Annotated in this window: 23 protein-coding genes; 11 read left to right on the top strand and 12 right to left on the bottom strand. The window is 70.0% G+C overall.

Features of this window, described 5'->3' with window-relative positions; all coding sequences use genetic code 11:
* Positions 1-138 precede the first annotated feature (138 nt).
* From C1707_RS14420 to C1707_RS14410, 3 genes are all read right to left on the bottom strand, one after another.
* Complete coding sequence (locus tag C1707_RS14420; RefSeq protein WP_101712243.1) at positions 139-1,353, bottom strand: O-antigen ligase family protein; 1,215 nt, start codon at positions 1,351-1,353, stop codon at positions 139-141.
* Between the two features lie 44 nt (positions 1,354-1,397).
* Entirely contained in the window at positions 1,398-2,099 is a 702-nt protein-coding gene (locus C1707_RS14415) for a P-loop NTPase family protein (RefSeq protein ID WP_101712010.1), read from the bottom strand.
* An 87-nt stretch (positions 2,100-2,186) separates the two neighbouring features.
* Entirely contained in the window at positions 2,187-3,689 is a 1,503-nt protein-coding gene (locus C1707_RS14410; protein WP_101712009.1) for a GumC family protein, read from the bottom strand.
* A gap of 86 nt (positions 3,690-3,775) precedes the next feature.
* Between C1707_RS14410 and C1707_RS14405 the strand changes: the two genes are divergently transcribed.
* Entirely contained in the window at positions 3,776-4,516 is a 741-nt protein-coding gene (locus C1707_RS14405; RefSeq protein ID WP_101712008.1) for a polysaccharide biosynthesis/export family protein, read from the top strand.
* A gap of 65 nt (positions 4,517-4,581) precedes the next feature.
* Here C1707_RS14405 and C1707_RS14400 read toward each other — a convergent pair whose 3' ends face one another.
* Complete coding sequence (locus tag C1707_RS14400; RefSeq protein ID WP_058350531.1) at positions 4,582-4,860, bottom strand: SEL1-like repeat protein; 279 nt, start codon at positions 4,858-4,860, stop codon at positions 4,582-4,584.
* A gap of 174 nt (positions 4,861-5,034) precedes the next feature.
* Entirely contained in the window at positions 5,035-5,760 is a 726-nt protein-coding gene (locus C1707_RS14395) for a glutathione S-transferase N-terminal domain-containing protein (RefSeq protein WP_101712007.1), read from the bottom strand.
* A 181-nt stretch (positions 5,761-5,941) separates the two neighbouring features.
* Here C1707_RS14395 and C1707_RS14390 point away from each other — a divergent pair, with 181 nt between their 5' ends.
* Positions 5,942-6,442: an RcnB family protein gene (locus tag C1707_RS14390; protein ID WP_101712006.1), complete on the top strand. Its 501-nt coding sequence runs from the start codon at positions 5,942-5,944 to the stop codon at positions 6,440-6,442.
* Between the two features lie 191 nt (positions 6,443-6,633).
* Positions 6,634-7,026, top strand: a complete 393-nt coding sequence (locus C1707_RS14385) for a proteophosphoglycan 5 (protein ID WP_101712005.1) — start codon at positions 6,634-6,636, stop codon at positions 7,024-7,026.
* 84 nt (positions 7,027-7,110) lie between these two features.
* Here C1707_RS14385 and gatB read toward each other — a convergent pair whose 3' ends face one another.
* Positions 7,111-8,607 (bottom strand): Asp-tRNA(Asn)/Glu-tRNA(Gln) amidotransferase subunit GatB, encoded by a 1,497-nt coding sequence (gene gatB / locus C1707_RS14380; RefSeq protein WP_101712004.1) that lies wholly within the window; start codon positions 8,605-8,607, stop codon positions 7,111-7,113.
* A 178-nt stretch (positions 8,608-8,785) separates the two neighbouring features.
* Positions 8,786-9,688 carry a LysR family transcriptional regulator gene (locus C1707_RS14375; protein WP_101712003.1) on the bottom strand — a complete coding sequence of 301 codons (903 nt, stop codon included), beginning with the start codon at positions 9,686-9,688 and terminating at the stop codon, positions 8,786-8,788.
* 120 nt (positions 9,689-9,808) lie between these two features.
* Here C1707_RS14375 and C1707_RS14370 point away from each other — a divergent pair, with 120 nt between their 5' ends.
* Positions 9,809-10,564, top strand: a complete 756-nt coding sequence (locus tag C1707_RS14370; protein ID WP_101712002.1) for an SDR family oxidoreductase — start codon at positions 9,809-9,811, stop codon at positions 10,562-10,564.
* On the opposite strand, the gene C1707_RS14365 is transcribed toward C1707_RS14370, so the two are convergent.
* Together C1707_RS14365 and hrpB are read right to left on the bottom strand one after the other, a co-directional pair.
* Positions 10,555-10,842, bottom strand: a complete 288-nt coding sequence (locus tag C1707_RS14365) for a hypothetical protein (RefSeq protein ID WP_101712001.1) — start codon at positions 10,840-10,842, stop codon at positions 10,555-10,557. The genes C1707_RS14370 and C1707_RS14365 overlap by 10 nt on opposite strands.
* Positions 10,843-10,897: 55 nt before the next feature.
* Complete coding sequence (gene hrpB / locus C1707_RS14360) at positions 10,898-13,369, bottom strand: ATP-dependent helicase HrpB (RefSeq protein ID WP_180896907.1); 2,472 nt, start codon at positions 13,367-13,369, stop codon at positions 10,898-10,900.
* A gap of 154 nt (positions 13,370-13,523) precedes the next feature.
* Between hrpB and C1707_RS14355 the strand changes: the two genes are divergently transcribed.
* On the top strand, positions 13,524-15,140 hold the full coding sequence (locus tag C1707_RS14355) for an amino acid permease (RefSeq protein ID WP_101711999.1): 1,617 nt from the start codon (positions 13,524-13,526) through the stop codon (positions 15,138-15,140).
* Positions 15,141-15,214: 74 nt separating this feature from the next.
* On the top strand, positions 15,215-15,925 hold the full coding sequence (locus C1707_RS14350; RefSeq protein WP_101711998.1) for an MBL fold metallo-hydrolase: 711 nt from the start codon (positions 15,215-15,217) through the stop codon (positions 15,923-15,925).
* Between the two features lie 10 nt (positions 15,926-15,935).
* Here the strand turns inward: C1707_RS14350 and C1707_RS14345 are convergent, their stop codons facing one another.
* Positions 15,936-16,376: an EF-hand domain-containing protein gene (locus tag C1707_RS14345; protein ID WP_101711997.1), complete on the bottom strand. Its 441-nt coding sequence runs from the start codon at positions 16,374-16,376 to the stop codon at positions 15,936-15,938.
* Positions 16,377-16,480: 104 nt separating this feature from the next.
* On the opposite strand from C1707_RS14345, the gene C1707_RS14340 reads away from it, so the two are divergent.
* The 3 genes from C1707_RS14340 to C1707_RS14330 all read left to right on the top strand — a co-directional run bounded on the left by C1707_RS14340 (position 16,481) and on the right by C1707_RS14330 (position 19,585).
* On the top strand, positions 16,481-17,248 hold the full coding sequence (locus C1707_RS14340; RefSeq protein WP_101711996.1) for a response regulator: 768 nt from the start codon (positions 16,481-16,483) through the stop codon (positions 17,246-17,248).
* Entirely contained in the window at positions 17,245-18,720 is a 1,476-nt protein-coding gene (locus C1707_RS14335; protein WP_123170757.1) for an ATP-binding protein, read from the top strand. Before C1707_RS14340 ends, C1707_RS14335 begins: the two co-directional genes overlap by 4 nt.
* Before the next feature lie 91 nt (positions 18,721-18,811).
* The gene (locus tag C1707_RS14330; protein ID WP_123170756.1) at positions 18,812-19,585 is read left to right on the top strand and encodes an EF-hand domain-containing protein; all 774 of its coding nucleotides are present in this window, start codon (positions 18,812-18,814) and stop codon (positions 19,583-19,585) included.
* On the opposite strand, the gene C1707_RS14325 is transcribed toward C1707_RS14330, so the two are convergent.
* The gene (locus C1707_RS14325; RefSeq protein WP_240633702.1) at positions 19,582-20,121 is read right to left on the bottom strand and encodes a DUF1345 domain-containing protein; all 540 of its coding nucleotides are present in this window, start codon (positions 20,119-20,121) and stop codon (positions 19,582-19,584) included. The two genes, C1707_RS14330 and C1707_RS14325, sit on opposite strands and share 4 nt — an antisense overlap.
* A 429-nt stretch (positions 20,122-20,550) precedes the next feature.
* Between C1707_RS14325 and C1707_RS14320 the strand changes: the two genes are divergently transcribed.
* Entirely contained in the window at positions 20,551-20,760 is a 210-nt protein-coding gene (locus C1707_RS14320; RefSeq protein WP_058350544.1) for a KGG domain-containing protein, read from the top strand.
* 160 nt (positions 20,761-20,920) lie between these two features.
* On the opposite strand, the gene egtB is transcribed toward C1707_RS14320, so the two are convergent.
* On the bottom strand, positions 20,921-23,080 hold the full coding sequence (gene egtB / locus C1707_RS14315) for an ergothioneine biosynthesis protein EgtB (RefSeq protein WP_101711861.1): 2,160 nt from the start codon (positions 23,078-23,080) through the stop codon (positions 20,921-20,923).
* 222 nt (positions 23,081-23,302) lie between these two features.
* Between egtB and C1707_RS14310 the strand changes: the two genes are divergently transcribed.
* A complete protein-coding gene (locus C1707_RS14310) occupies positions 23,303-23,887 on the top strand; it encodes an alpha/beta hydrolase (RefSeq protein WP_101711862.1) in 585 nt (194 codons plus the stop codon).
* Positions 23,888-23,937 lie beyond the last annotated feature (50 nt).

The raw sequence follows: 23,937 nt of genomic DNA, 5'->3' as shown, positions 1-23,937 counted from the left end.
ACCCCTCTGGCAGCCGCAAGGGCAGTCGGGGCGGCGTGCTCAGCACGCCGCTGGCCCCTCACCTACGAGCGGAACCAGGGTTTCCCGCCACAAGGGCGGGAATGACGGGAGTAACGGGAAGGCGCGGGGAGAACTTCCCTACCGCTCCAGCTCCCGATCCGGAAACGCCAGCTTCACCGCTAGGGCCACGAACAGCACCCAGCGGAAGTCGTTGTAGGCCACCGCGATGCTCTCGGTCAGGGCCACGAGGCTGTAGACCACCAGGAACGGGAAGGCGAGCAAGGCGCCCCGGTCGCGGAACACGGCGATCAGGGCCAGGGTCATGGTCTGGATATAGAACAGACCCCAGGCGGCCAGGCCCAGCAGGCCCATGCCCAGCCACTGCTCCAGCCAGGAATTGTGGGCGTGCTGGGCTTGGAAGCCGGCGTTCTTGCTGATCCAGGCGAAGGGCCCCCAGCCGCTCTTGTCGCCCCAGATGGCGTGATAGCCAAAGCCCAGCCACGGCCGCTCCTGGATCTCGACCAGCGCCGCGCTCCAGATCTTGGTGCGCCCCGTCAAGGTGGCGTCCTTGCCGAGGATGGCGAAGAACACGTCCGAGGCCAGGACGATGAACGCGACCAGCAGGACCACGCCCGTCACCGCCGTCCAGGTCGCCGCCGTCCCCGCCGCCGGGCTGCGCCGGGCGATCAGCACGAAGCCCAAGGCCGCCACGCCCAGCATCAGCGACACCAGCGAGGTCTTCGAGGTCGACATCAGGACGAGGCCGATCGCCAGCACCGCGAAGCCCCACCACAGCTTGGCGCGCTTGGGGTTCAGCAGGGCGGCGGCCGAGACGATGCAGAAGCCGAAGGCCATCATGCCGCCCAGGCCGTTCTTCTCGCGCCACAGGCCCCGCCAGGCTCCGGGGAAGAGCTCGGTCATCACGCCTATGCGCGGCACGGCGAGACAGACGACGTACGAAGCCACGATCAGCACCGCGAAGGCGGCGGCGAACACCTCGGCCAGCTCGCGCCAGCGGAACCGCGCGGCCAGGGCCACGCCGCCCAGCGTCGTGCAGGTCACGGCGAAGGCGCGGCGCGTGGTGACGTCCGGCGCGATCGACCAGAAGGTCGACAGGCAGACGATCCCGATCAGGGCGAACAGGAAGGGTTGGCGGACGGCGGCGCGGAAGCCGTTGCGCGGATCCAGCGCGATCAGGCCAAAGCCCGCCGCATAGGCCGGCAGGTAGGCGACGCGCAGGATGGCGGAGCCGGCCTCGTCGGCGTTCTCGCCCACCAGCGGCAGTTCCCAGCCGCCGCTGTAGAGCAGCAGCAGGAACACCGCGACGGAGAAGATGGCGATCTGGGGAAACAGGAGCCTGGGCGGCGCGACGCTGACCGGTCCGCCGTAGGACGAGGTCACGGCAGGATGGCCCGCAGGAAGCTCGGCGGCGTCACCGAGGCCTGGTTGAAGAACACGCCGGCGCAGCGCCCGCCAGCCGAGGCCAGGGCGTCGCGCAACAGGCCCGGCGGCCGCACGTCGGCCTCCTGGGCGCTGACCACCAGGACGGTCTGGTCCATGTGCTGGGCGATGGTCAGGGCGGCCTGCGAGCTGTCGGCCGACGGGCAGTCGACGACGATGATCTCGGCGTGGCGGCGCAAGCTGGCCCAGTATTCGACGCCTGGCAGGATGTGGGCCTTCTGCCGGCCGCGCAGGGCCTCGCGCTTGAAGCGGGTGACCCACAGGCGCGGGCCGCCGACGCTGTGGGCGGCGACGTACTTGGCGTCCGGCCACACCCCGCCGTCGGGCCGGGGCGCCGGCGGCTGCACCGTGAAGAACATCGAGCCGTCGGGGCTGGCCGCCGCGCCCGAACCCAGCTGGCCGTAGCGGTCGGGCTGGGCGGCGATGGCCTGGTATTGCGGCGAGGTGGTCAGGTCCAGGTCGATCAGCCAGGTGCGGCGACCCGCGCGCCTGGACGCGAAACGGGCGAATTCCCGGGCGACCGTCGAGGTTCCCTCCCCGCGCCTGGCCGACACGAACTGGACGACGTGCGCACGGCCGGCCGCGGGGGCGCCTAGCGACCCCCACAGTTCAGCCATTTCCACGTTCAAATCCACCATTCGCCCGAATCGCCGCGCGTTGAAGACCGTTGAAACTAATGCCTAACCATGTTCGCGCGAAAGGCGACCAAATCGCCCACCGAGACCTCAGGCGGCGCGCTTGACGCCGGCGGTCGCCAGGACCGGCAGGCCAAGGGTGCGCGAGGCGGACGCCGGGGTCTGCAGGCCCGGACGCAGCAGCATCCGCACCAGGCCCGCGCAAGCGGCGGTGAAGGCGGCGAACAGGAACGCCAGCACCAGCACCGGCTTCTTCAGGCTCTTGCCCTCCGACGGCGCGACCGCGCGCTGGACGATGCGGATGTTGTCGCTGCTCTCGGCCGACATCTGGCGCTGGGCCTCGTCCTGCTGCTCCTTGACCGTGAAGTCGCGGACGTTGGCCGACAGCACGTCGCGGTCGCGGGTCAGCTGGTTGAACTGCGGCTCCAGCTGGGCCAGGCGCAGCAGGCGCTCGTTCACTTCCTGCACCTGCACGGCGTAGGCGCCTTGCGACTCGCGCAGGGCGGCGACTTCGGCCGACAGGTCGTTGCGGGTCGACTGCAGGGTCTGCCAGATCGGGTTGGGGCCGCTGCGGCGCGCCCCCTCGCCGTTGGTGCGGCCGGTGGCCACGCCCTGTTCCAGCTGGGCGATCTGGGCGTCGATGTCGCGCACCGGCTGGGCGTTGGGCAGATAGCGGGCCAGCAGGCCCTCGCGGTCGAGCTTCAGCTGGGCCAGCTTGGTCGAGGCCGACATGTCCTGGTCGCGGTAGAGCACGGCCTCGGCCGGCGTGCGGCTAAGCTCGGCCTGCACGGCGGCCAGGCGCCCCTGGCGATCCTGCAGCTGGGCGTCGATCGCGTACTTCTGGGCCTCGACCTGGGCCTGCAGCTGGGTCAGGGCCGTCTTCTGGGCGGTGAAGTCGCCGATGTCGTTGGTCTGCAGGAAGGCCTGGTAGGCGGTGTCGGTCTCGGCCAGGCGCTGCTCGAAATTGTCGCGCTGGCGCGCCAGCACCTTGTCGTCGTCGTTGATCAGCAGGCTGCGGCGATAGATCAGGTACTCTTCCAGCAGGGTGTTGAGCACCTTTTCGGCCGTCTCCGGGTCCTGGTGCTGGTACGACATGCGGATGATCGAGTTGTCGGGCGCGGTCTCGATCTTCAGGCTGCGGCCGACGCTGTCGCGCCCCTGGGCGATCATCTTGCGCTTCTGCTCGGGATTGGCCGCTGCGTACTTGGCGGCCGCGTCCGGGAACACGGTGGCGAAGCCCAGCTTGCGGATCACCCGCTCGCGCAGCTCGCCGCTGCCCAGGATCTCGCTTTCCGACTGGATCACCTGGTCGACGTCGGGCACCGCGCCGCGGGCGGCGTCGCCGGCGCGCGGCTCGTAGACGTATTCCTGGCCCAGGCGCACGAACAGGCTGGAGCTGGCGGTGTAGGACTTCTTGAGCGTGAAGGCGAAGGCCGCGCCCAGGAAAAGGATCACCAGGAACACGCCCAGCATCAGCCAGCGTTCACGCCACAGCAGGGTGACGAAGTCGGTCGGCGCATAGCGGGCCCGCGCCGCCCAGTCGCGTCGCGACGGCGGGTCGTGCGGCACGCTTGTCCAGGCGCTCGTCGACATGCGAATCCAATAGGTCCAAACTTCCACCCGACCCTGGGGCTTCCGGGCTTAAGGTTTGGTTACCTATGTTTGGTAAGAGTCGTCGCATGGATCGGCGCATCCCCCTCTCCACCGCCCTGGCCCTGGCGCTCGCGACCGCCGGCCTCTCGGCCTGCGGCCATGTCGACGGCGAGCCTCTGACGCCCGCCCCGCGTCCCACCGGCCAGTTCCCCAACATCGGCTACGCCGACTGGAGCGAGAGCGAGCCGGCCTACCGGTTCTATCCGGGCGACGAGCTCGAGGTGACCGTACCTTCGGCCACGGAGCTTAATAAGTCGGTGGTGGTGCAGCCCGACGGCCGCGTCGCTTTGCCGCTGGTCGGACCTGTCATGGCCGCCGACCGCACGATCGAGGAACTGGAAGCCTCGCTGACCCAGGCCTACGGCCAGCAGCTGCTGCGCCCGCAGGTGCAGGTGGCGGTCAAGGCCACGGCCCCGCTGAAGGTTTTCGTCGGCGGCGAGGTGGGCAATCCCGGCGTCTACGACATGGCCGGCGACGGCGACGCCCTGCGGGCCGTGATCCAGGCCGGCGGGTTCAAGAGCTCGTCCAAGCGCAGCCAGGTGATCATCATCCGGCGCGGCCCCGACGGGCGGGCCATGATGCGGACGGCGGATCTTCTGAAGGGTCTGACGGATCCGCGCGGCGCGGACCTGGTGCCGCTTCGCCGCTTCGACATCGTCTACGTGCCGCGCAGCGGCGCGGCCGAGACGGGTCTGTTCATGCAGCAGTACTTCCGCGATCTGCTGCCGATCAGCTTCAGCTACGCCATCAACGGCTTCAGCAACTGAGTTGGAAAGTCACGGCCGGATCCAGAGAGCGTCCGGCCCGAGACTAGAAACGGCTGAACCGTGGTTCAGCCGTGAGCCAGCCATTGGCGCGCCTGGCGCTGGGCTTCGGCGACGTCTTCGCTGGCCATCTCTTGCGACAGTTCCTTGCGATAGACCTTCGCTTCGACCGAACCGCGCATGGCGGCCAGGTTGAACAGCATGTGCGCCGAGACGTAGTCCAGCGGCGCGCCGCCCTGGCCGGTCGAATACAGCATGCCCATGCGGAACAGCTCGTCGCCGCTCGAGTCGGCGGTCGGCAGCGGCAGGCCCATCACGGCGGCGGGCGGTTCGATACTCATCATCATGGCTTCAGTTCCCCAGTCCTTCCGGCTGATCCCCAGTGGTCCAGCTCGGCCATGAACACAGAGAAAACCTTGCTCGCTGAACATATAGTTAAGCGCGCAGAGATCATGAATCGAGGCGCGACAACACGCCTCGATCACTGAAGTAACACCCGATAAACATGGGTATACCGGTGGTTAACGGGCCCGCTGCCCGAACAGAACCTTGCGGGCCTCTTCGGCAGCTTTTCCGGACGCTTGCAGGCCGCTGGAACGCAGCTCGGCCCCAAGCTTGAAGCCCTTTTGCACGGCCTCGCGCCCATTCAGCCGCTCGAACCAGGCCTTGATGTTCGGGAACTCCTCGATCTGGATTCCCTGGTTCTTCCACGGCACGACCCACGGCCAGATCGCGAAGTCGGCGATGGACAATTGGCCGCAGACGAAATCCTTCCCGGCCAGTTGCTTCTCCAGCACGCCGTACAGGCGGTGGGTCTCGTTGGTGTAGCGGATCGCGCCGTAGGCCAGCTGCCGCTGATCGGCGATGATCGCCCCGGCGTACTGGCGGAAGTGGTGGGTCTGGCCGGCCATCGGGCCAAGGCCGCCCATCTGCCACATCACCCACTGGTCGATGTTCACGCGGTCGCGTTCGCTCTCGCCGTAGAACAGGCCCGACTTGCGCCCCAGGTACTGCAGGATCGCCCCGGACTCGAACACCGAGATCGGCTGGCCGTCCGGACCGTCCGGATCGACGATGGCCGGCATGCGGTTGTTGGGGCTGATGGCCAGGAATTCCGGCTTGAACTGCTCGCCCGTGCCGATGTTCACCGGGATCATCTCGTAGGGCAGCCCCATCTCCTCCAGCGCGATGGAGATCTTCCAGCCGTTGGGCGTGGGCCAGTAGTGCAGCTCGATGGGCTTGGTCATGCACGCGACTCCCTGATGTCGGTCTTGGTGGCCCCGAACATGGCCATGCGCGCGCGAGACGCCAATATCCATCCTGACATGACCGTTCAGCGACGGTTCAGCCACGGGGGATCAATCTTGTTTCCAAGGTCGAGGGATTAGGCCGCCTCCAGGCGACCGCTGACCACAAGGAGACGTACACATGAAACGTCTGTTGCTCACCATCGCCGCCGTGGCCTCGGTCGCCGGTCCGATGGCCGCCGTCGCCACTGACGCCTCGGCCCAGGGCCGCGGCCACAACGAGGACCGCTGGGATCGCCGTGACGACCGCCGCGGCGACCGTTGGGATCGTCGCGATGATCGCCGGGGCGACCGCTGGGACCGTCGTGACGACCGTCGCGGCGACCGCCACAGCCGCTGGGACGACCGTCGCTACAACGGCTACTACTATCGTGACCGCTGGTACTACGGCGCCCCGCCGGCCCACTACTACGGCCGTCCCGACTATCGCCCGGGCTACAGCGCCTGGCGTCGCGGCGGCTATCTGCCGCCATACTATCGCGGCGGCGGCTACGTCGTGCACGACTACGGCCGCTACCATCTGCGCCAGCCGCCCCGCGGCTACTATTGGTACCGCGCCGGCAACGACTACGTGCTGGCCGCGATCGCCACCGGCCTGATCTTCGAGATCATCAACAACTAGATCACCGGTATCTGAGAAGTCTTCGGCGCCCCGGGAACACCACCTGGGGCGCCGTTTTTGCGCCATGCTCGCCGCGCGCGCGCCATGCATCGGGCCGCAAAGCCCGATTGTCGGGTCAATTCGGCCGCATCCGGCCGCCAGCGTGAGCCTCGCGTCACAGTCCGACGCAGCAGACACGAAGGCGCTTACCGATGAAGAGCTTGCGCATCTCCGCCGCCGTCCTCGCCCTCGCCGCCGCCGGCTACGCCGGTTCGGCCCTCGCCCAGCAGGCCCCGGCCGATCCCTCCGCCCAGTCGACCCCGCCTTCGTCCAGCAGCAGCTGGGGCTCGTCGACCACGACGACCGATCCGTCGGCCTCCACCACCGCCCCGTCCACGACCGACAGCACGGCGCCGCAGGCCGACAGCGCCACCGGCGCGGGCGAGCCGACCTCGGCCACGGCTCCGGGCGAGACCTCGACCACCACGGCGCCGGCCGCCGAGGACGCGACCAAGGCCGACAAGAAGGTCAAGAAGCACAAGAAGCACGCAGACGACCCGGCCGCCGCCGGCTCGTCCGCCCAGGCCCCGACCACGCCGCAGTAGACGCGTCCCCGTTCGAGTCCCCCGAAAAGAGAAGGGCCCGCCGCTCTCGCGACGGGCCCTTTTCCTTTGCCGGGAAAGCCGGGATCAGAGACCCAGCTTGGCCTTCAGCAGGTCGTTGACCGTGCCCGGGTTGGCCTTGCCGCCAGTGGCCTTCATGACCTGGCCGACGAACCAGCCGATGGCCTGGGGCTTTTCCTTCACCGCCGCGGCCTTGTCGGGATTGGCGCCGATCAGTTCGTCGATCGCCGCCTCGATGGCGCCGGTGTCGTTGATCTGCACCAGGCCGCGCTTCTCGACGATCTCGGCGGGACGGCCCTCGCCGGCCCACATGTGCTCGAAGACCTCCTTGGCGATCTTCGAGCTGATGGTGCCGTTCTCGATCAGTTCGACCAGTTGGGCGATGTCCGACGACGGCAGCGGAGAGTTGGCGATCTCGTGGCCGCCCGACGACAGCTTCGACAGCAGTTCGTTGGTCACCCAGTTCGACACCAGCTTGGCGTCGCGGCCTTTCGCGGCGGCCTCGAAGTAGTCGGCGCGGTCGCTCTCGATGATCAGCACGCCGGCGTCGTAGGCCGACAGGCCGTACTGGCTCTGCAGGCGCGCCTTCTTGGCGTCCGGCAGTTCCGGCAGGGTCGTCTCGATTTCCTTCACCCACGCCGGGTCCAGCACCAGGGGCAGCAGGTCCGGATCGGGGAAGTAGCGGTAGTCGTGCGCCTCTTCCTTCGAACGCATCGATCGGGTCTCGCCCTTGGTCGGGTCGAACAGGCGGGTTTCCTGGTCGATCACGCCGCCGTCCTCCAGGATCTCGATCTGGCGACGGGCTTCGTACTCGATGGCCTGCTGGATGTAGCGGTACGAGTTGACGTTCTTGATCTCGCAGCGCGTGCCCAGGTGCTTGAAGCTGCCGGTCTCGCGGAACTTCTCGTAGTCGCCCGGACGGCAGACCGAGACGTTGACGTCGGCGCGAAGGTTGCCCTTCTCCATGTCGCCGTCGCAGGTGCCCAGGTAAACCAGGATCGTCCGCAGCTTCTTGACGTAGGCGGCGGCCTCTTCGGAGGTGCGCATGTCGGGCTTGGAGACGATCTCCATCAGCGCCGTGCCCGCGCGGTTCAGATCCACGTAGGTGGCGTTCGGATCCTGGTCGTGCAGCGACTTGCCGGCGTCCTGTTCCAGGTGCAGGCGCTCGATGCGCACGTCGAAGGTCGTGCCGTCGTCGCGCTCGACGGTGACGACGCCCTCGCCGACGATCGGCTGGTCGAACTGGCTGATCTGATAGCCCTGCGGCAGATCCGGATAGAAGTAGTTCTTCCGGTCGAAGCGGCTCTTCAGGTTGATCTGCGCCTTCAGGCCCAGACCCGTCTTCACCGCCTGCTCGACGCAGAAGCGGTTCAGCACCGGCAGCATGCCCGGCATGGCCGCGTCCACGAGGCTGACCTGTTCGTTGGGACCCGCGCCGAAGCCGACGGCCGCGCCCGAGAACAGCTTGGACTTGCTGGCCACCTGGGCGTGGACCTCGAGGCCCAGCACGATTTCCCAGTCGCCGGTGCGACCCTTGATGGTCTTGGAAGCAGCTTCGGTCATGTCTCTTGTCCTCCCTCCGTCGCCGGAAGGCCGGTTAGTGGCGAAGCAGGCCTCGCCGTGTCAGGGGTTCCTCATGCACCGCAGGGGTTGGTGAGCGCAAGGCTGGCGGGGTGGTTTGTTGCGGGAGCGGGGCATTGATTGCGCTGCTGGTCCGCACATCTCAGACGGCGCAGGATCGCTACTGTGTCGGCCGGTCATGGCTGAACACGGCGGCCAGATGGTCGATGAACGCCCGGACGGCCGGCGGCAGGCCCCGTCGCGTGGTGAAGACGATGTGGACGATGCCGTCCTCCGATCGCCAGTCGGGAAAGACCTGAACCAGACGACCGCTGACCAGATCCGCCCTGCAGACGTGATCGGGCAGGAAGGCGACGCCGATGTTGGCGGCAGCGGCGTCGCGCAACGCCAGGAAGTCGCCGCAGGCCATGCGCGGCTCGTGGCGGATCGTGCAGGTCGCGCCATCCGGGCCTATCAGGTCCCAGGTCAGCTCGCCCATCTGGTCGGTGGGGCTGAGGGTCGGCAGTTCTCCAAGCTGGCCGATCGCCAGGCCAGAACAGCGTGCGGCCAGCTGAGGGCCGGCCACCAGGATGCGGCGCGAGCGGCCCAGGGTGCGCATGGTCAGGGCCGCGTCGGTCGTCAGGGCAGTGCGCACCCGCAGGGCGACGTCGATCCGCTCCTCGATCAGGTCCACCGCCCGGTCGACCGCGATCACCTGCAGCCGCACCTTGGGAAAGCGCGCCAGGAACAGCGGCAGACTGGCCGAAAGGGTCTCGACCAGGCCAGTGGGGCAGCTGAAACGGATTTGCCCCTGCGGCTCGCTCTTGGCCTCGGCGGCGACGGCGTTGGCCTGCGCGACATCCAAGGCCACGATCCTGCAACGCTCGTAGAAGGCTTGGCCGACCTCGGTGACGCGAAAACGGCGGGTTGTTCGCTCGATCAGCCGCACGCCCAGTCGAGCTTCCAGCTGGGCGATCCGGCGGCTCAGCGTCGACTTGGGCTGGCGCAGGGCGCGGCTGGCCGGAGCGAAGCCGCCATGGGCCACCACCTCGGCATAGAGCAGGTAGTCGTTCAGATCGGGCATGCCATTGTCTCACTAGCGGAACAATGAGTGCCACATCTCCTGGCTACCGGCCAGATCGTTCCAGATGCATCTCTTTGTCCACGGCGAACGGATCGCCGCACAAGCCAAGGAGACTTCAAGATGAGCGGCAAGTTCGACAACAAGGTGGTGGTCGTCACCGGCGGCACCAGCGGCATCGGCCTGGCCACCGCCCGCGCGTTCGCGGCCGAAGGCGCCAGCGTGTTCATCACCGGCCGCCGCCAAGCCGAGCTGGATGCGGCGGTCAAGTCGATCGGCGGCAAGACGGTGGGCGTGCAGGCCGACATGTCCAAGCTGGCCGACATCGATCGCCTCTACGACGCCGTGCAGCAGCGTCACGCCCAGATCGACGCCCTGTTCGCCAACGCCGGCGGCGGCGACATGCTGCCCCTGGGCGCGATCACCGAGGAGCACTACGAGGACATCTTCGGCCGTAACGTGAAGGGCGTGATCTTCACCGTGCAGAAGGCTCTGCCGCTGCTGCGCGACGGGAGCAGCGTGATCCTGTCGGGCTCGACCACCGCCACCATGGGCACGGCGGCCTTCAGCGTCTACAGCGCCTCCAAGGCCGCCGTGCGCAATCTCGCCCGCAGCTGGACCCTGGACCTCAAGGATCGCGGCATCCGCGTCAACGTGGTCAGCCCCGGCCCGATCAAGACGCCAGGACTCGTCGAACTGGCCGGTTCGGATCCCGCCAAGCAGCAGGGTCTGCTCGACTACATGGCCAGCCAGACCCCGATCGGCCGTGTCGGCGCGCCCGAAGAGATCGCCAAGGCCGTGCTGTTCCTGGCTTCCGACGACTCCGCCTTCATGGCCGGCGCGGACTTCGCCGTCGACGGCGGCGTGGCTCAGGTCTGACCGCTGATGGCTTCCGCCCATTCGATGTCGGGATGGGCGGCAGCCGGCCCCCTAGCTAGCGGCGGCTCGTCGTTCTCGGCCGGTCCCTTCGCGGGTTCGACGGCCTCGATCGCCTGCTTGGACGGCGGATCGACGACCGCGCCGAAGCCCAGCAGCACCGAAGCGAGGGCCAGGCCGCCCCTGGCCTGGGCTCCGAAACGCCTGGCCAGACACGCGATCAGCGGCGCCAGCACGAGCAGCGCGGTGAAGGCGAGCAGGTATTGAAGCCAGACAGCCATGCCACTCTAGGTAGGACAGGTCGGCGGGCCGCCAATGGCCGACCCGCGCGAATCCTCACGTCCCCCGCGGCTTGGCCCGGGTCGTCGGCGCGGCGCTGGCCGGGTCGTCGGGCCAGACGTGGCGGGGGTAGCGGCCCTTCATCTCGACCTTCACCTCGCGCCAGGAGCCCTTCCAGAAGCCGGGCAGGTCCTTGGTGATCTGGATCGGGCGGTGGGCGGGCGACAGCAAGGCCAGGGTCAGAGGGACCTTGCCGTTGGCGACCGCCGGATGTTCGGCCAGGCCGTACAATTCCCCCACCCGCACCTCGACGCGCGGGCCGCCCTCGGCGCCGTAGTCGATGGCGAAGGTCGAGCCGGTGGGAGCCGCAAAGCGCGCCGGGGCCTGGGTCTCGATGCGTCCCTGCATGTCCCACGGGATCAGGGTCTTGATCGCCGCCTCCAGCGTGCCTTCGTCCAGGCTGGCCAGCGACGAGCGGCCGGCCAGCAGCGGCTCGAGCCATTCGTCCAGCCGCGCGACGAGGGCCGCTTCCGACAGGTCGGGCCAGGCCTCGCCGTCATGCGCCCGCAGGAAGGCCACGCGGTCGAGCAGTCCCCTGCCCCGCTCGCCCAGCTTCAGGGCGGCCAGCCCCTCGGACCGCACCTGGTCGGCCAGGGCCCCGGAGATCAGGGCCGGGTCGGGCTTCTCGATGATCTTCTCGTCGACGACCAGCTTGCCCAGCCGCAGCAGGCGCTTGGCCCGCAGCTTGCCGCCACCGGTGGTCTCCAGCCGGTCCTCGGCGACCAGGCGGTCGGCGAAGGCGGCGCGCAGGCTCTCCTCGTCGAGCGGCGCGGCCAGCAGGATACGGTCGCGGGCGTCGCCCCCGCCCAGTTCGCCCACGGCCAGCCAGGTCTCGCGGGCCAGGGCGTCGGTCGGCTCCAGATAGACGCCGCGGCCGCTGGCCAGCTGGTATTCGCCGGGCTTGCCGCGCGCCCGGGCCACCCGCTCGGGATAGGCCTCGGCCAGCAGCAAGGCGTCGTCCAGGGGGGCGGCGCCGCTGGGCTTGCCGGCCTGGCGCGACCAGCGCTCGGCCAGGGCCCGGGCGTCGCGGGCGCGGGGCGTACGATCGCGGCCTAAACCCTCCAGCCGGCCGCGCAGATCCACGCCCCGGCCGCCCAGGCCCTGCTCGCTGAGCACGGCGGCGATCTCGGCGGCCCGGTGCGCCTGGCCCGACGCGGCGGCGCGGGCGACCATGTGCGCCAGCCTGGGCGCCAGGGGCATGTTCGACAACGCCTTGCCGTGCGCGGTCAGCCCGCCATTGGCGTCCAGCGCCTGCAGCCGGTTCAGCAGCGCCCGGGCCTCGGTGAAGGCGGCCTTGGGCGGCGGGTCGAGGAAAGCGAGCCCTTCGGCGTCCTTGGCGCCCCAGCGGGCCAGGTCCAGCGCCAGGCGCGAGAGGTCGGCCTCCAGGATCTCGGGTCGGGCGAAGGCGGGCAGCGAGCGGGTCTCCGGCTCGTCCCACAGGCGGTAGCAGACGCCGGGCTCAGTGCGGCCGGCGCGGCCTCGGCGCTGGTCGGCGGCGGCGCGGGCCACCCGCACGGTCTCCAGCCGGGTCAGGCCGCTGGACGGATCGAAGCGCGGCACGCGCGAGAGCCCTGCGTCGATGACCACCCGTACGCCCTCGATGGTCAGGCTGGTCTCGGCGATCGAGGTGGCCAGCACCACCTTGCGACGGCCCGCGGGGGCGGGCTGGACGGCGCGGTCCTGCTCGGCCGGCTCCAGCGCGCCGTACAGGGGCGCCAGATCCACGTCCGGCCGGCGCAGACGCTCGGAAAGCCAGCTCTCGGCCCGGCGGATCTCGCCCTGGCCGGGCAGGAAGACCAGGATCGAGCCGCTCTCCTCGGCCAGGGCCCGTTCGACGGCGCGGCCGACGCGCTCTTCCAGGCGCTGGCGGTCGTCGCGGCCCAGATAGCGGGTCTCGACCGGGAACATCCGGCCCTCGCTCTCGACGACCGGCGCATCGCCCAGCAGGGCCGAGACGCGGGCGCCGTCCAGGGTGGCCGACATCACCAGGATCTTCAGGTCGTCGCGCAGCAGGCCTTGCGAATCCCGGGCCAGCGCCAGGCCCAGGTCGGCGTCCAGGCTGCGCTCGTGGAACTCGTCGAAGATCACGCACGACACGCCGTCCAGGCCCGGGTCGTCGAGAATCATCCGTGTGAAGACGCCCTCGGTGACCACTTCGACGCGCGTCCTGGCCGACACCTTCGACTGCAGACGCACGCGAAAGCCGACCGTATCGCCCACGGCTTCGCCCAGGGTCTGGGCCATGCGCGAAGCCGCCGCCCGGGCCGCGAGGCGCCGGGGCTCCAGCATCACGATCTTGCCCTGGCCGACCCACGATTCCTCCAGCAGGGCCAAGGGAACAGCCGTCGTCTTGCCCGCGCCGGGCGGGGCGACGAGAACGGCGGTCTCGCGGTCGCGCAAGGCGCCTTTGAGCGCGGGAATGGCCTGAAAAATGGGCAGCATCGCGCCGCCTTTAGCCGGGCTGGGCATCGCCGCCAAGCAGGACTGGACTAGCCTATGATCGGGAGAACATTTACGCGCACCGGCGGCGCGGCCTTGACCCCATGCTCATAAACGGGTCACCGTCCGCAAAATTTTCCAAAGGCGACCCCCGGGGGGGAGTCTTGCCTATCCAGGAGGAACTATGTGGCGCGTTAAATCGCTTGATGCGATCCTTGCGACGGCTGAGAAAAAATCCCTTCATCGCTCGCTCGGACCGATCCAGCTGACGCTGCTGGGGGTAGGCGCGATCATCGGCACCGGGATCTTCGTCCTGACCGCCGCGGCCGCACAGAAGGCCGGCCCCGGCATGATGTGGAGCTTCGTGATCGCCGGCGCCGTCTGCGCCATCGCCGCGCTCTGTTACTCCGAACTGGCCTCGATGGTCCCCGTCTCGGGCTCGGCCTACACCTATTCCTACGCCGTGATGGGCGAGCCGCTGGCCTGGATGGTCGGCTGGGCCCTGATCCTCGAGTACGCCGTGGCCGCCAGCGCCGTGTCGGCCGGCTGGTCCGGCTACTTCCTCGGCCTGATCGAGAACGCCCTGGGCTTCCAGTGGCCAGCCCTGTTCAAGGCCGGTCCGGCCTGGTCGATGAACGGCTTCATCCCGGTCGCCGACTTCAGCGCCGGCATCGTCAACGTTCCGGCCATCATCGTGGCCCTGTCGGTCACCGCCCTGCTGGTCGTCGGCACCACCGAGAGCGCCCGCGTCAACGCCGTGCTCGTGGCCATCAAGGTCACCGCCCTGACGGCCTTCATCGTGCTGACCATCCCGGTCATCAAGAGCGGCAACTTCTCGCCCTTCGCCCCCAACGGCTGGTTCGGTCCTGAAGGCACCAGCGGCATGGGCATCGTCGGCGCCGCCGCCTCGATCTTCTTCGCCTATGTCGGCTTCGACGCCGTGTCGACCGCCGCCGAAGAGACCAAGAACCCGCAGCGCAACGTTCCGATCGGCCTGATCGGCAGCCTGGCGCTCTGCACCATCTTCTACCTGCTGGTCGCCGCCGGCGCGATCGGCGCCATCGGCGCACAGCCGGTGTTCGGCGCCGACGGCTCGGCCGTCCAGCCCGGTTCGGCCGCCTTCCAGGCCGCCTGCTCGCTGGCCGACAACAGCGGCCGCCTGGTCTGCTCGAACGAAGCCCTCGCCCACGTCCTGCGCGAGATCAACTGGCCGGTGGTCGGCAACGCCCTGGGCCTGGCCGCCAACCTGGCCCTGCCCTCGGTCATCCTGATGATGATCTACGGCCAGACCCGCATCTTCTTCGTCATGGCCCGCGACGGCCTGCTGCCGGAAAAGCTCGCCACCATCCACCCGAAGTTCAAGACGCCCTACATCGTGACCATCGTCACGGGCATCTTCGTCGCCATCGCCGCCGCCTTCTTCCCGGTCGGCCAGCTGGCCGACATCTCAAACTCGGGCACCCTGTTCGCCTTCTTCATGGTGGCGATCGCGGTGATGGTGCTGCGCGTGAAGGATCCGAACCGTCCGCGTCCGTTCAAGACCCCGCTGGTGTGGGTCGTCGCCCCGCTGGCCATGGTCGGCTGCGCGGCCCTCTACTTCAACCTGCCGGCCGAAGCCATGCTGGTGCTGCCGATCTGGGGCGCCATCGGCCTGGTGATCTACCTGGCCTACGGCATCCGCAAGAGCCACCTGGCCCGCGGCCTGGTCGAGGTTCCGGAACTGGCGGCCGACGCGCCGGCCGGCCCGGTGCCGCCGATGCCGGGCGCGCCGGCCCCGGGTTCGCCCGAGGAACGGTCTTGATCTTGAGGCTCTAGCCTCTAGTTCAGACGGGCGGGAACTTCGGTTCCCGCCCGTTTTCGTTTGGAGCCGACACCTTGACCACCCAGTCGCCCATCAGCGCCGTCATCGCCCCGGTCACGCCGCTGCAGCAGAACTGCACGATCGTCTGGTGCTCCAAGACCAGGAAGGCCGCGATCATCGATCCGGGCGGCGAGGTCGACCGCCTGCTGCGCGCCCTGAAGGACCAGGGGCTGACGCTCGAGAAGATCTGGATCACCCACGGCCACATGGACCATGCCGGCGGCGCGGCCGAGCTGAAGGCCAAGACCGGCGTCCCGATCGAGGGGCCGCACAAGGACGACCAGTTCTGGATCGACCGCATCCAGGAGAGCGGCGAGATGTACGGCATGCCCGAGGCCCGCATCTTCGTGCCGGACCGCTGGCTGGAAGACGGCGACGTCGTCACCCTGGGCGAGACGCAGTTCGAGGTGCTGCACTGCCCCGGCCACACGCCGGGCCACGTCGTGTTCTTCCACCGCGAGACCAAGTTCGCCCAGGTCGGCGACGTGCTGTTCCAGGGCTCGATCGGCCGCACGGACTTCCCGCGCGGCAACCACCAGGACCTCATCGACGCCATCACCGGCAAGCTGTGGCCGCTGGGCGACGACATCCGCTTCGTGCCGGGCCACGGCCCCATGTCGAGCTTCGGGGCCGAGCGCCGCAGCAACCCCTTCGTCGGCGACCGGGCGGTCGCGGCGATGAAGGGCCCCGGCTACACCGCTCCGGTGAACCGCTCGCCGGGGTAAGGCTTCGAACTCAGCGCTGCGGCGGCGGCCCCATGCGGAACTCGTCGCCGGCCAGCTTGCCGTCGCCGTCCTTGTCGGCCGCCGAGAACTGGGCGCGGCTGGCGGCCAGGGCCTCATCCCGGGTGATCCTGCCGTCCTTGTCGGCGTCCTGGGCGGCCAGCATCGCCAGCATCCGCCCGCCGAACCCGCCGCCGGGACCGCCCTGCCCTTCGCGCTGGGCCATGCGCTGCTTGATCGCCTCGATCTCGGCGGCGTCGACGACGCCGTCCTTATTGGCGTCCAGACGCTCGAAGCGCTGCAGGGCCGAGGCCTCGTACTCGGCCGCGGTGATGACGCCGTCGCCGTCGGCGTCCATGCGGGGGCCGCCGGGGCCTCCCGGGCCGGGCTGGGCGTGGGCCGCGGCGGCGGCGATCAGGGACAATCCGAGGACGGCTGAAACGAGTCGGTGCATGAAGGCGCTCCGTGGCGATTTGACGCTAGGGGGCCACGATCAGGTTGCGCGCCTGTTGCAAGCGTGAAATCTGACGGTGACAGGGGCATGAAAGGACCATCGGCATGGAGACCTCCCCGACCACCGCCTCGTCCGCCGCCGTCGCGGACACCGCCAAGGGCGCCGGCGCCCGCATCCTGATCGTCGACGACGATCCGGGCATTCGCGACGTCGTGTCCGATTTCCTCGTCCGCCACGGCTATGTCGTCGACACGGCCCAGGACGCGCGCACCATGGAGCAGGCCCTGGCCAAGGGCCCGGTCGACCTGGTGGTGCTCGACGTGATGCTGCCGGGCGAAGACGGCCTGGCCATCTGCCGTCGCCTGGCGGCCCAGGACGGCCCGGCGATCATCATGCTTTCCGCCATGGGCGAGGAGACCGACCGCATCGTCGGCCTCGAACTCGGCGCCGACGACTACCTGCCCAAGCCGTGCAATCCGCGCGAGCTGCTGGCCCGCGTGCGCGCCGTCCTGCGCCGCCGCACCGAGCCGCGCTCGAGCGACGACACCATGGGCGCGGCCTGCGAGTTCGCCGGCTGGCGCCTCGACCTCGTCCGCCGCGAGCTGCGCTCGCCGCAGTCGGTGGTGGTCAACCTCTCCAGCGGCGAGTTCTCGCTGCTGCGCGCCTTCGTCGAGCGCCCGCAGCGCGTGCTGACCCGCGACCAGTTGCTCGACCTGGCCCGCGGCCGCGACAGCGACGCCTACGACCGCGCCATCGACGTCCAGATCAGCCGCCTGCGCCGCAAGCTCGACGACGGCGGCGGCGGCGAGCTGATCCGCACGATCCGCAGCGAGGGCTACATGTTCACGCCCAAGGTCACCCGCACGCCATGAAGTTCGCAGTCCCGGGGCGCGGCGGCGCGCCCCTGTTCGCCCAGGCCCTGGGACTGGCGCTCGTCACACTGGTCGCAACGATCCTGATCTGCGTGGCGGTCGTGTTCAACGTGCCGCCGCCCCCGCCCGAGCTCTACAAGCTCAGCGAGATCAGCCGGGCGCTGAAGACCGGCCAGACCGTGCATCCGCGCGACGGCCGGCCGCTGATCGTCCGCCATCGCGCCAGCATCAAGCCCGACGGCGAGGACTCCCAGCGCCGCGCCGAGTTCAAGGCCGCCATCGGCCGCGAGCTGAACGTGCCGGTCGACCGCATCTCGATCCGCACCGAGAACGGCCCGCGCTTCTTCGTCCGCACCGCGCGCCAGAAGGGTCCGCCGCCGCCTCCGCCCGGCCCCAACGGCCCTCGCCCCGGTCCCGGCGGCCCGGAGGGTCCCGCCGGCCCCGGCGGTCCGCCGCCGCCCGGCGCGGCGGGCCCGTTGCCGCCGCGCGCCCAGATCCTGGCCGACCGCATCGCCGCGGTGATGCGCGACGAGCCCTTCCTGTTCGGCGACTTCGAGCTGGGCATCCGCCAGGCCGACGGCCGCTGGCTGGTGGTCGGGCCGAAGTTCACCGTCCTGCGCGACACCTGGCAGGTGCGGATCCTGCTGATCCTGGCCCTGTCGGTCGTCGCGGTGTCGCCGCTGGCCTGGCTGTTCGCTCGTCGCCTGGCAGGTCCGATCACCGCCTTCGCCGCCGCCGCCGAGCGCCTGGGCCGCGACCCGCGCGCGCCGCCGCTCAGCCTGTCGGGTTCGGCCGAGGTCGCCGCCGCCGCCAACGCCTTCAACGAGATGCAGGAGCGCCTGCGCCGGTACGTCGAGGACCGCACCGCCATGATCGGCGCGGTGGCCCACGACCTGCGCACGCCGCTGACCAGGCTGCGCTTCCGCATCGAAACCACGCCCGAAGACGTCAGGAGCAAGCTCGAGAGCGACATCGACCAGATGGAGGCGATGATCTCGGCCACCCTGGCCTTCGTGCGCGACACCAGCCGTCCGGCCGAGCGCACCAAGCTGGAACTGGCCTCGCTGCTGGAGAGCGTGATGGACGAGGCGGCCGAGACCGGCGGCGACGCCACGGCCGAGGAAAGCGAGAAGATCGTCATCGAGGGCGACCCCATCGCCCTCAAGCGCCTGGTCACCAACCTGGTCGAGAACGCCCTCAAGTACGGCGGCGCCGCGCGCGGCCGGGTCTATCGCCAGGCCGGAAGCGCGATCCTCGAGATCGACGACGACGGCCCGGGCGTGCCCTCGGCCGAACTCGACCGCGTGTTCGAGCCGTTCTTCCGGGGCGAGCCCTCGCGCAACCGCGAAACGGGCGGCATCGGGCTGGGCCTGGCCGTGGTCCGCTCGCTGGCCCGCGCCCACGGCGGCGACGTGGCCCTGCTCAATCGCCCGGAAGGCGGCCTGCGCGCCCGGGTGACCCTGCCGGCCTGACGCTTGTTGCGGCCGCGCAATCAAGCGCGGCCGTGACGACATAACCGCGCAACGCCGCGGCGCTTCAAGCGGTGGGAAGGAGCTTCTTTCCATGACCGCACGCGCCCTGCCCGTCCTGGCCCTCGCCGCCCTCTGCCTCGCCGCCTGCGGCCACGCGCCGCCGGACGGACCGGGCGGCCCCGGCGCTCCGGGCGGTCGCCCCGGCTTCGGCGGCGGTCCCCCTCCCGGCGAAGGCGGTCCCGGCGGCCCGCGCATGGGCGGCGGCCGGCAGGTGTTCATCAGCCCGGCCGGCGAGCCGTTCCGCGCCGCCCCCGGCCAGCCTTATCCGGTCGCGCTGTGGTTCGCCGGCGCCGACGCCGACCACGACGGCGTGCTGACCCGCGAGGAGTTCGTCGCCGACTCCCTGCGCTTCTTCGGCAGGATCGACACCGACAAGTCGGGCGTCCTCGACGGCTTCGAGGTCTCGGCCTACGAGCGCGACATCGCGCCCGAGATCGTCCAGGCCTCGGCCATGCCGCAACAGGCCCCGCCGTCGGGCGGCGGTCCCGAAGGCGGTGACGGCGAGGGCCCGCGCCGGCGTCGCGACGGGGGCCTGGGCAACATGCTGCTGGGCGCGACACCCTACGCCCTGCTGGCCGAGCCCCAGCCCGTGATGGGCGCCGACGCCGACTTCAACCGCCGCGTCACCCGCGACGAGGCGACCCGGGCGGCGAACGCCCGCTTCAAGCTGCTCGACAAGGACGGCGACGGCCGCCTGGCCCTGGCCGAACTGCCCCAGACCCGCGCCCAGCGCATGATCAGCGGCGAGGAAGAGCCTCGCGAGGGCGGCCGGCGCGGCAAGGGCGGTCGCCGTCCGCCGCGCTAACCCGCCACCACCCCGGCGATGATGTTGATGCCCAGGGCCAGGATGGCGGTGTTGTAGAAGTAGGCCGTCACCGCGTGGGCGGTGACCAGGTTGCGCAGCGCCCCGGTGCGCACGTCGTTGTCGGAGACCTGGAAGGTCGCCCCGATGCTGAAGGCCAGATAGACGAAGTCCTTGTAGGTGCGGGCCGGCTCGCCGGGAAAGCCGAACCCGCCCTTCCCCGCCCCCGCGCCGAAATGACGATGGGCGTAGTGCAGCACGAACACCGAGTGCAGTACGATCCACGACAGCACCAGGGTCACGCCCGCGCAGGCCGCCGTCAGGTCCTTGACGAAGCCCGCCTGAGAACGCGCGCCGATCATCGCCGCCACCACCGCGGCCAGGCTGGCGGCGATGGCCGAAAGCACGATCAGCAGGATCAGAGACCGGCCCTCGTCCTCGGCGGCGGCCTTCGCCCGCAGCGCCGCCTCGTCGGTGGTGAGGAACAGGCGCCACAGCAAAAGGGCGTAGATCGCGGCCCCGACGTCCCAGCCGATCAAAATATGCGTGCTTTCGGGCAGATTTATCTGGCGGGCGAAAACCCATCCCAGAAGCCCTGCCAGAACACCCGCGAGCAGCCTCCAATGCCTTGTAATTAATGACGATTTACCACCCTCGAAGGTGCTCTTGCGCATCGCTCTCAGCCTGCCTTTTCCCCAGACAATCGTCCTTAACGCTGCATTTGTCTCGCCTGACACGTGAAACCGAACTCGGCTTCACCGGTTACTTCACCGGAACACTGGAACGACGCCATGACCGACCCCGACGCACCGCCTCCGCTGGAGCCGCAAACGCCGGACGATCCGCCGGGCTCGACGCCCGACGAAGTCCCGCTGCAGCCGCCTCCTGTGCAGCCGGGCGACGATCGGCCCTATGGCTCCGTCCCAGGCTCGTTTCCTCCCGTTACCAGTCCCGATTAGGAGCAAGACATGGACCTCGACAGCGAACGGCCCCGCGGCCGCCGAGGCTTCGCCGCCATGGATCCGGAACGTCGCCGCGAGATAGCTCGCAAGGGCGGCGCTAGCGTCCCCAGCGAGAAGCGCAGCTTCGCCAAGGACCGCGACCTGGCAGCCAACGCCGGCCGCAAGGGCGGCTCCTCGTCACGCGGCGGCGGCCGCCTCGGCGCTCGCGACCTCTAGGAATGCCGCGGCCGAGGGGGGGACGGGCGACGCAGCCGACGGTGGTGGCGCACGTATCAGGATTTTAGGGCCCGGATCGGTCTTGCCGATCCGGGCTCTTGGGCTGTCCGCCATCCAGCGGCCGGCCGCGACTTCTTCTTTCCGCTCCTGGGGACGATGCTCAGGAGCGAAGCGCGAAGACGCCGAACGCCGGCGCTTCGCTGATCCAGCGCGCCTCGACGCGCCACCCGGCCTTCTCCGACATCGCGGCGAAGGCGTCGGGGTCGTACTTGCAGGAATTCTCGGTGTGGATCGTCTCGCCGGCGGCGAAGGCGATCGGTTTGCCGGCGACCTGCACCGTCTGGTCGCGCAGGCTGACCAGGTGCATCTCGATCCGGCTCTCGGCGGCGTTCCACACCGCCTTGTGCGCGAAGGCGTCGAGGTCGAACGTTCCCTCCAGCTCCCGATTGATCCGAACGAGCAGGTTTTTGTTGAACGCCGCCGTCACGCCCGCCGCGTCGTCATAGGCCGGGATCAGCACGTCCTCGCCCTTGGCGATGTCGGCCCCGACCACGAACAGCGCGCCAGGTCCCAGGAGTTCGCGCGCCGCCGTCAGGAAGGCGATCGCCTCGTCCGTCGGGAAGTTGCCGATCGTCGAGCCAGGGAAGAAGCCGACCGTCGGCCGCCCCCGCGCCGCCGGGGGCAGGCCCAGCGGATGGGTGAAGTCGCCCAGGGCCGGCGCCACGGTCAGCTTGGGATAGTCCGCACGGATCGCCGCGGCGGCCGCGTCCAGGGCCGAGGCGCTGATGTCCATGGGGGCGTAGACCGCCAGCTGCGGCGTCGCGTCCAGCACGATGCGGGTCTTGGTGCTGGCCCCGCTGCCGAACTCGATCATCGCCGCGCCGTCCGGAATGCGGGCGGCGATCTCGGGCGCGATGCGGCGCAGCAGCGCCGTCTCGGTGCGGGTCGGATAGTACTCCGGCAGCACCGTGATCTCCTCGAACAGGCGCGAGCCCTCGGCGTCGTAGAAGTACTTGCTGGGCAAGGTCTTGGGGTCGGCGCCCAGGCCCGTCAGCACGTCGTCGCGGAATCCTGCGTCCATGGCTTTCTCGCGTCCGCCCGCCCCGTCGCGCGCCAGACGCAGCCCCGAGAACATCCAGCGTTGGGCGGGGTGGAAGAAGTTGCGGTAGCTGGCCCGCGCATGGCCCGGCGGCGTGCCCGCCGCCCCGCCGCGCAGGACCATCTGGTTGACCATGAACTTGCCGTTGTACTCGCCCAGCGCTCCCGCTCCCGGCCGGAAGCCCGGATAGGCCGCATAGGCGCTGGCGGTCCACTGCCAGGCCTCGCCCGACATCTGCCGCAGCCCCCTGTCGGAGCGCGCGGCGACCTCCCATTCGGCCTCGGTGGGCAGGCGCGCGCCCGCCCAGGTCGCGAAGGCGGCCGCTTCGTAGTAGCTGACGTGAGTCACCGGCGCGGCGGGATCCAGCGGGCGGCCGCCGGCCAGTCCGAACACGCTCCAGGCGCCGTCCTCGTCCTGCCGCCAGTAGAGCGGCGCGCGCCAGCCCTGCTCCTGCACCGCGGCCCAGCCGTCCGACAGCCAGAATTCCGGCCGCTCGTAGCCGCCGTCCTCCATGAAGCCCAGCCATTCGCCGTTGGTGGTCAGGCGGTCGGCCAGGCGGAAGGGTTCCAGGAACACCCGGTGGCGCGGCCGTTCGTTGTCGAAGGCGAAGGCCCGCTCCTCGGCTCCGATCGTCGCCAGGCCGCCTTCGAAGCCGACGAAGCCCAGCGCGGGCGCCGGCGGCCGGGGCGGATCGGGACGCTCGCGATAGGCCGGATAGAGCGGCGACTGGGCGAACAGGTGCTGGATGTCCATCAGCAGCAGTTCCTGATGCTGCTCCTCGTGGGCGAGGCCCAGGTCCAGCCGCTCGAGGATCTCGGGCGACAGCGCGCCCGACAGCAGCCGGGCCATCGCCGCGTCGACGTGGCGACGATAGGCGCCGACCTCGACGCAGGACGGCCGGGTCAGCAGCCCCCGCTGCGGCCGCGGCTGACGCGGTCCGAGGGCCTCGTAGTACGAGTTGAAGACATAGCCGAACGCCGGGTCGTAGGGCTTGTAACCCGAGACGTAGGGCGTCAGCAGGAAGGTCTCGAAGAACCAGGTCGTATGGCCCCGGTGCCATTTGGTCGGGCTGGCGTCGGGCATCGACTGGGCCGCCTGGTCCTCGGGCGACAGCGGCGCGGCCAGGGCCTCGGTGCGCTCGCGCACGGCGCGGTAGCGGCCCAGGGGAGTGTCGGCGGCTTCGGCGACGGAGGTCAGCACCAGGGTGTCGTCGGGACTCATGCACGCTCCTGGCGCTGGCTGGCCGCACGGGCGGACCGTTGTCCAAAACGGATCGCGAGCTTGGGCGTTCCCCGCGGGACCGGCAAGACGGTCTGCTGCCAGCATGGTGTCATCAGCAGTTCTCAATTCCTATTGAATTGATCTGGTTTGATCCTCCCGCCTCGCGGGAGCGACAAGCAGCACAAATCCGCTTCGCGCGGCCCCGTCTTGAAGAGTTCAGCGATGTCTTTCGTCTCGCCGCCCGATTCCGCCAGCGATCCCCCGATCCTGATCGTGCCGGGCCTCTACAATTCCGGCCCCGACCACTGGCAGAGCCACTGGGAGCGCGCCCTGCCCAACGCCGAGCGCGTCGACCAGGTCGACTGGGAGCGGCCAGCCCTCGGCGACTGGACCATCAGCCTGGCCGAGGCCGTGCGCGGGCGGCCCGGCGCGATCCTGGTGGCCCACAGTCTGGGCTGCGCCCTGGTCTGCCACCTCGCCCAGGTCACCGGCGGCCGCGGCGTGCGCGGCGCCCTCTTGGTGGCGCCCGCCGACGTCAACCGCGAGGGCCCGGCGGGCCGGCTGCTGATCGGGTTCTCGCCCATTCCCCGGCCGCGCCTGCCCTTCCCGTCCCTGGTGGTGGCCAGCCGCGACGATCCCTACGTGGCCATCGACCGGGCCGAGGCCTTCGCCCGGGGCTGGGGCTCGCGCTTCGTCGACCTGGGCCGGGCCGGCCACATCAACGTCGACTCCGGCCACGGCGCCTGGCCGCGCGGCCGTCTGCTGCTGAACGAGCTGATCCGCGCCACGGCGCCGGCCGGCGCCTGAACTCCAGGCCCGAAACAAAGACGACCCCCGCGAACCGGGTTCGCGGGGGT

Origin of the sequence: Caulobacter flavus (assembly GCF_003722335.1) — a bacterium.
GTDB classification, from domain to species: Bacteria; Pseudomonadota; Alphaproteobacteria; order Caulobacterales; family Caulobacteraceae; genus Caulobacter; species Caulobacter flavus.
This window is presented reverse-complemented; position numbering and strand designations above follow the sequence as displayed.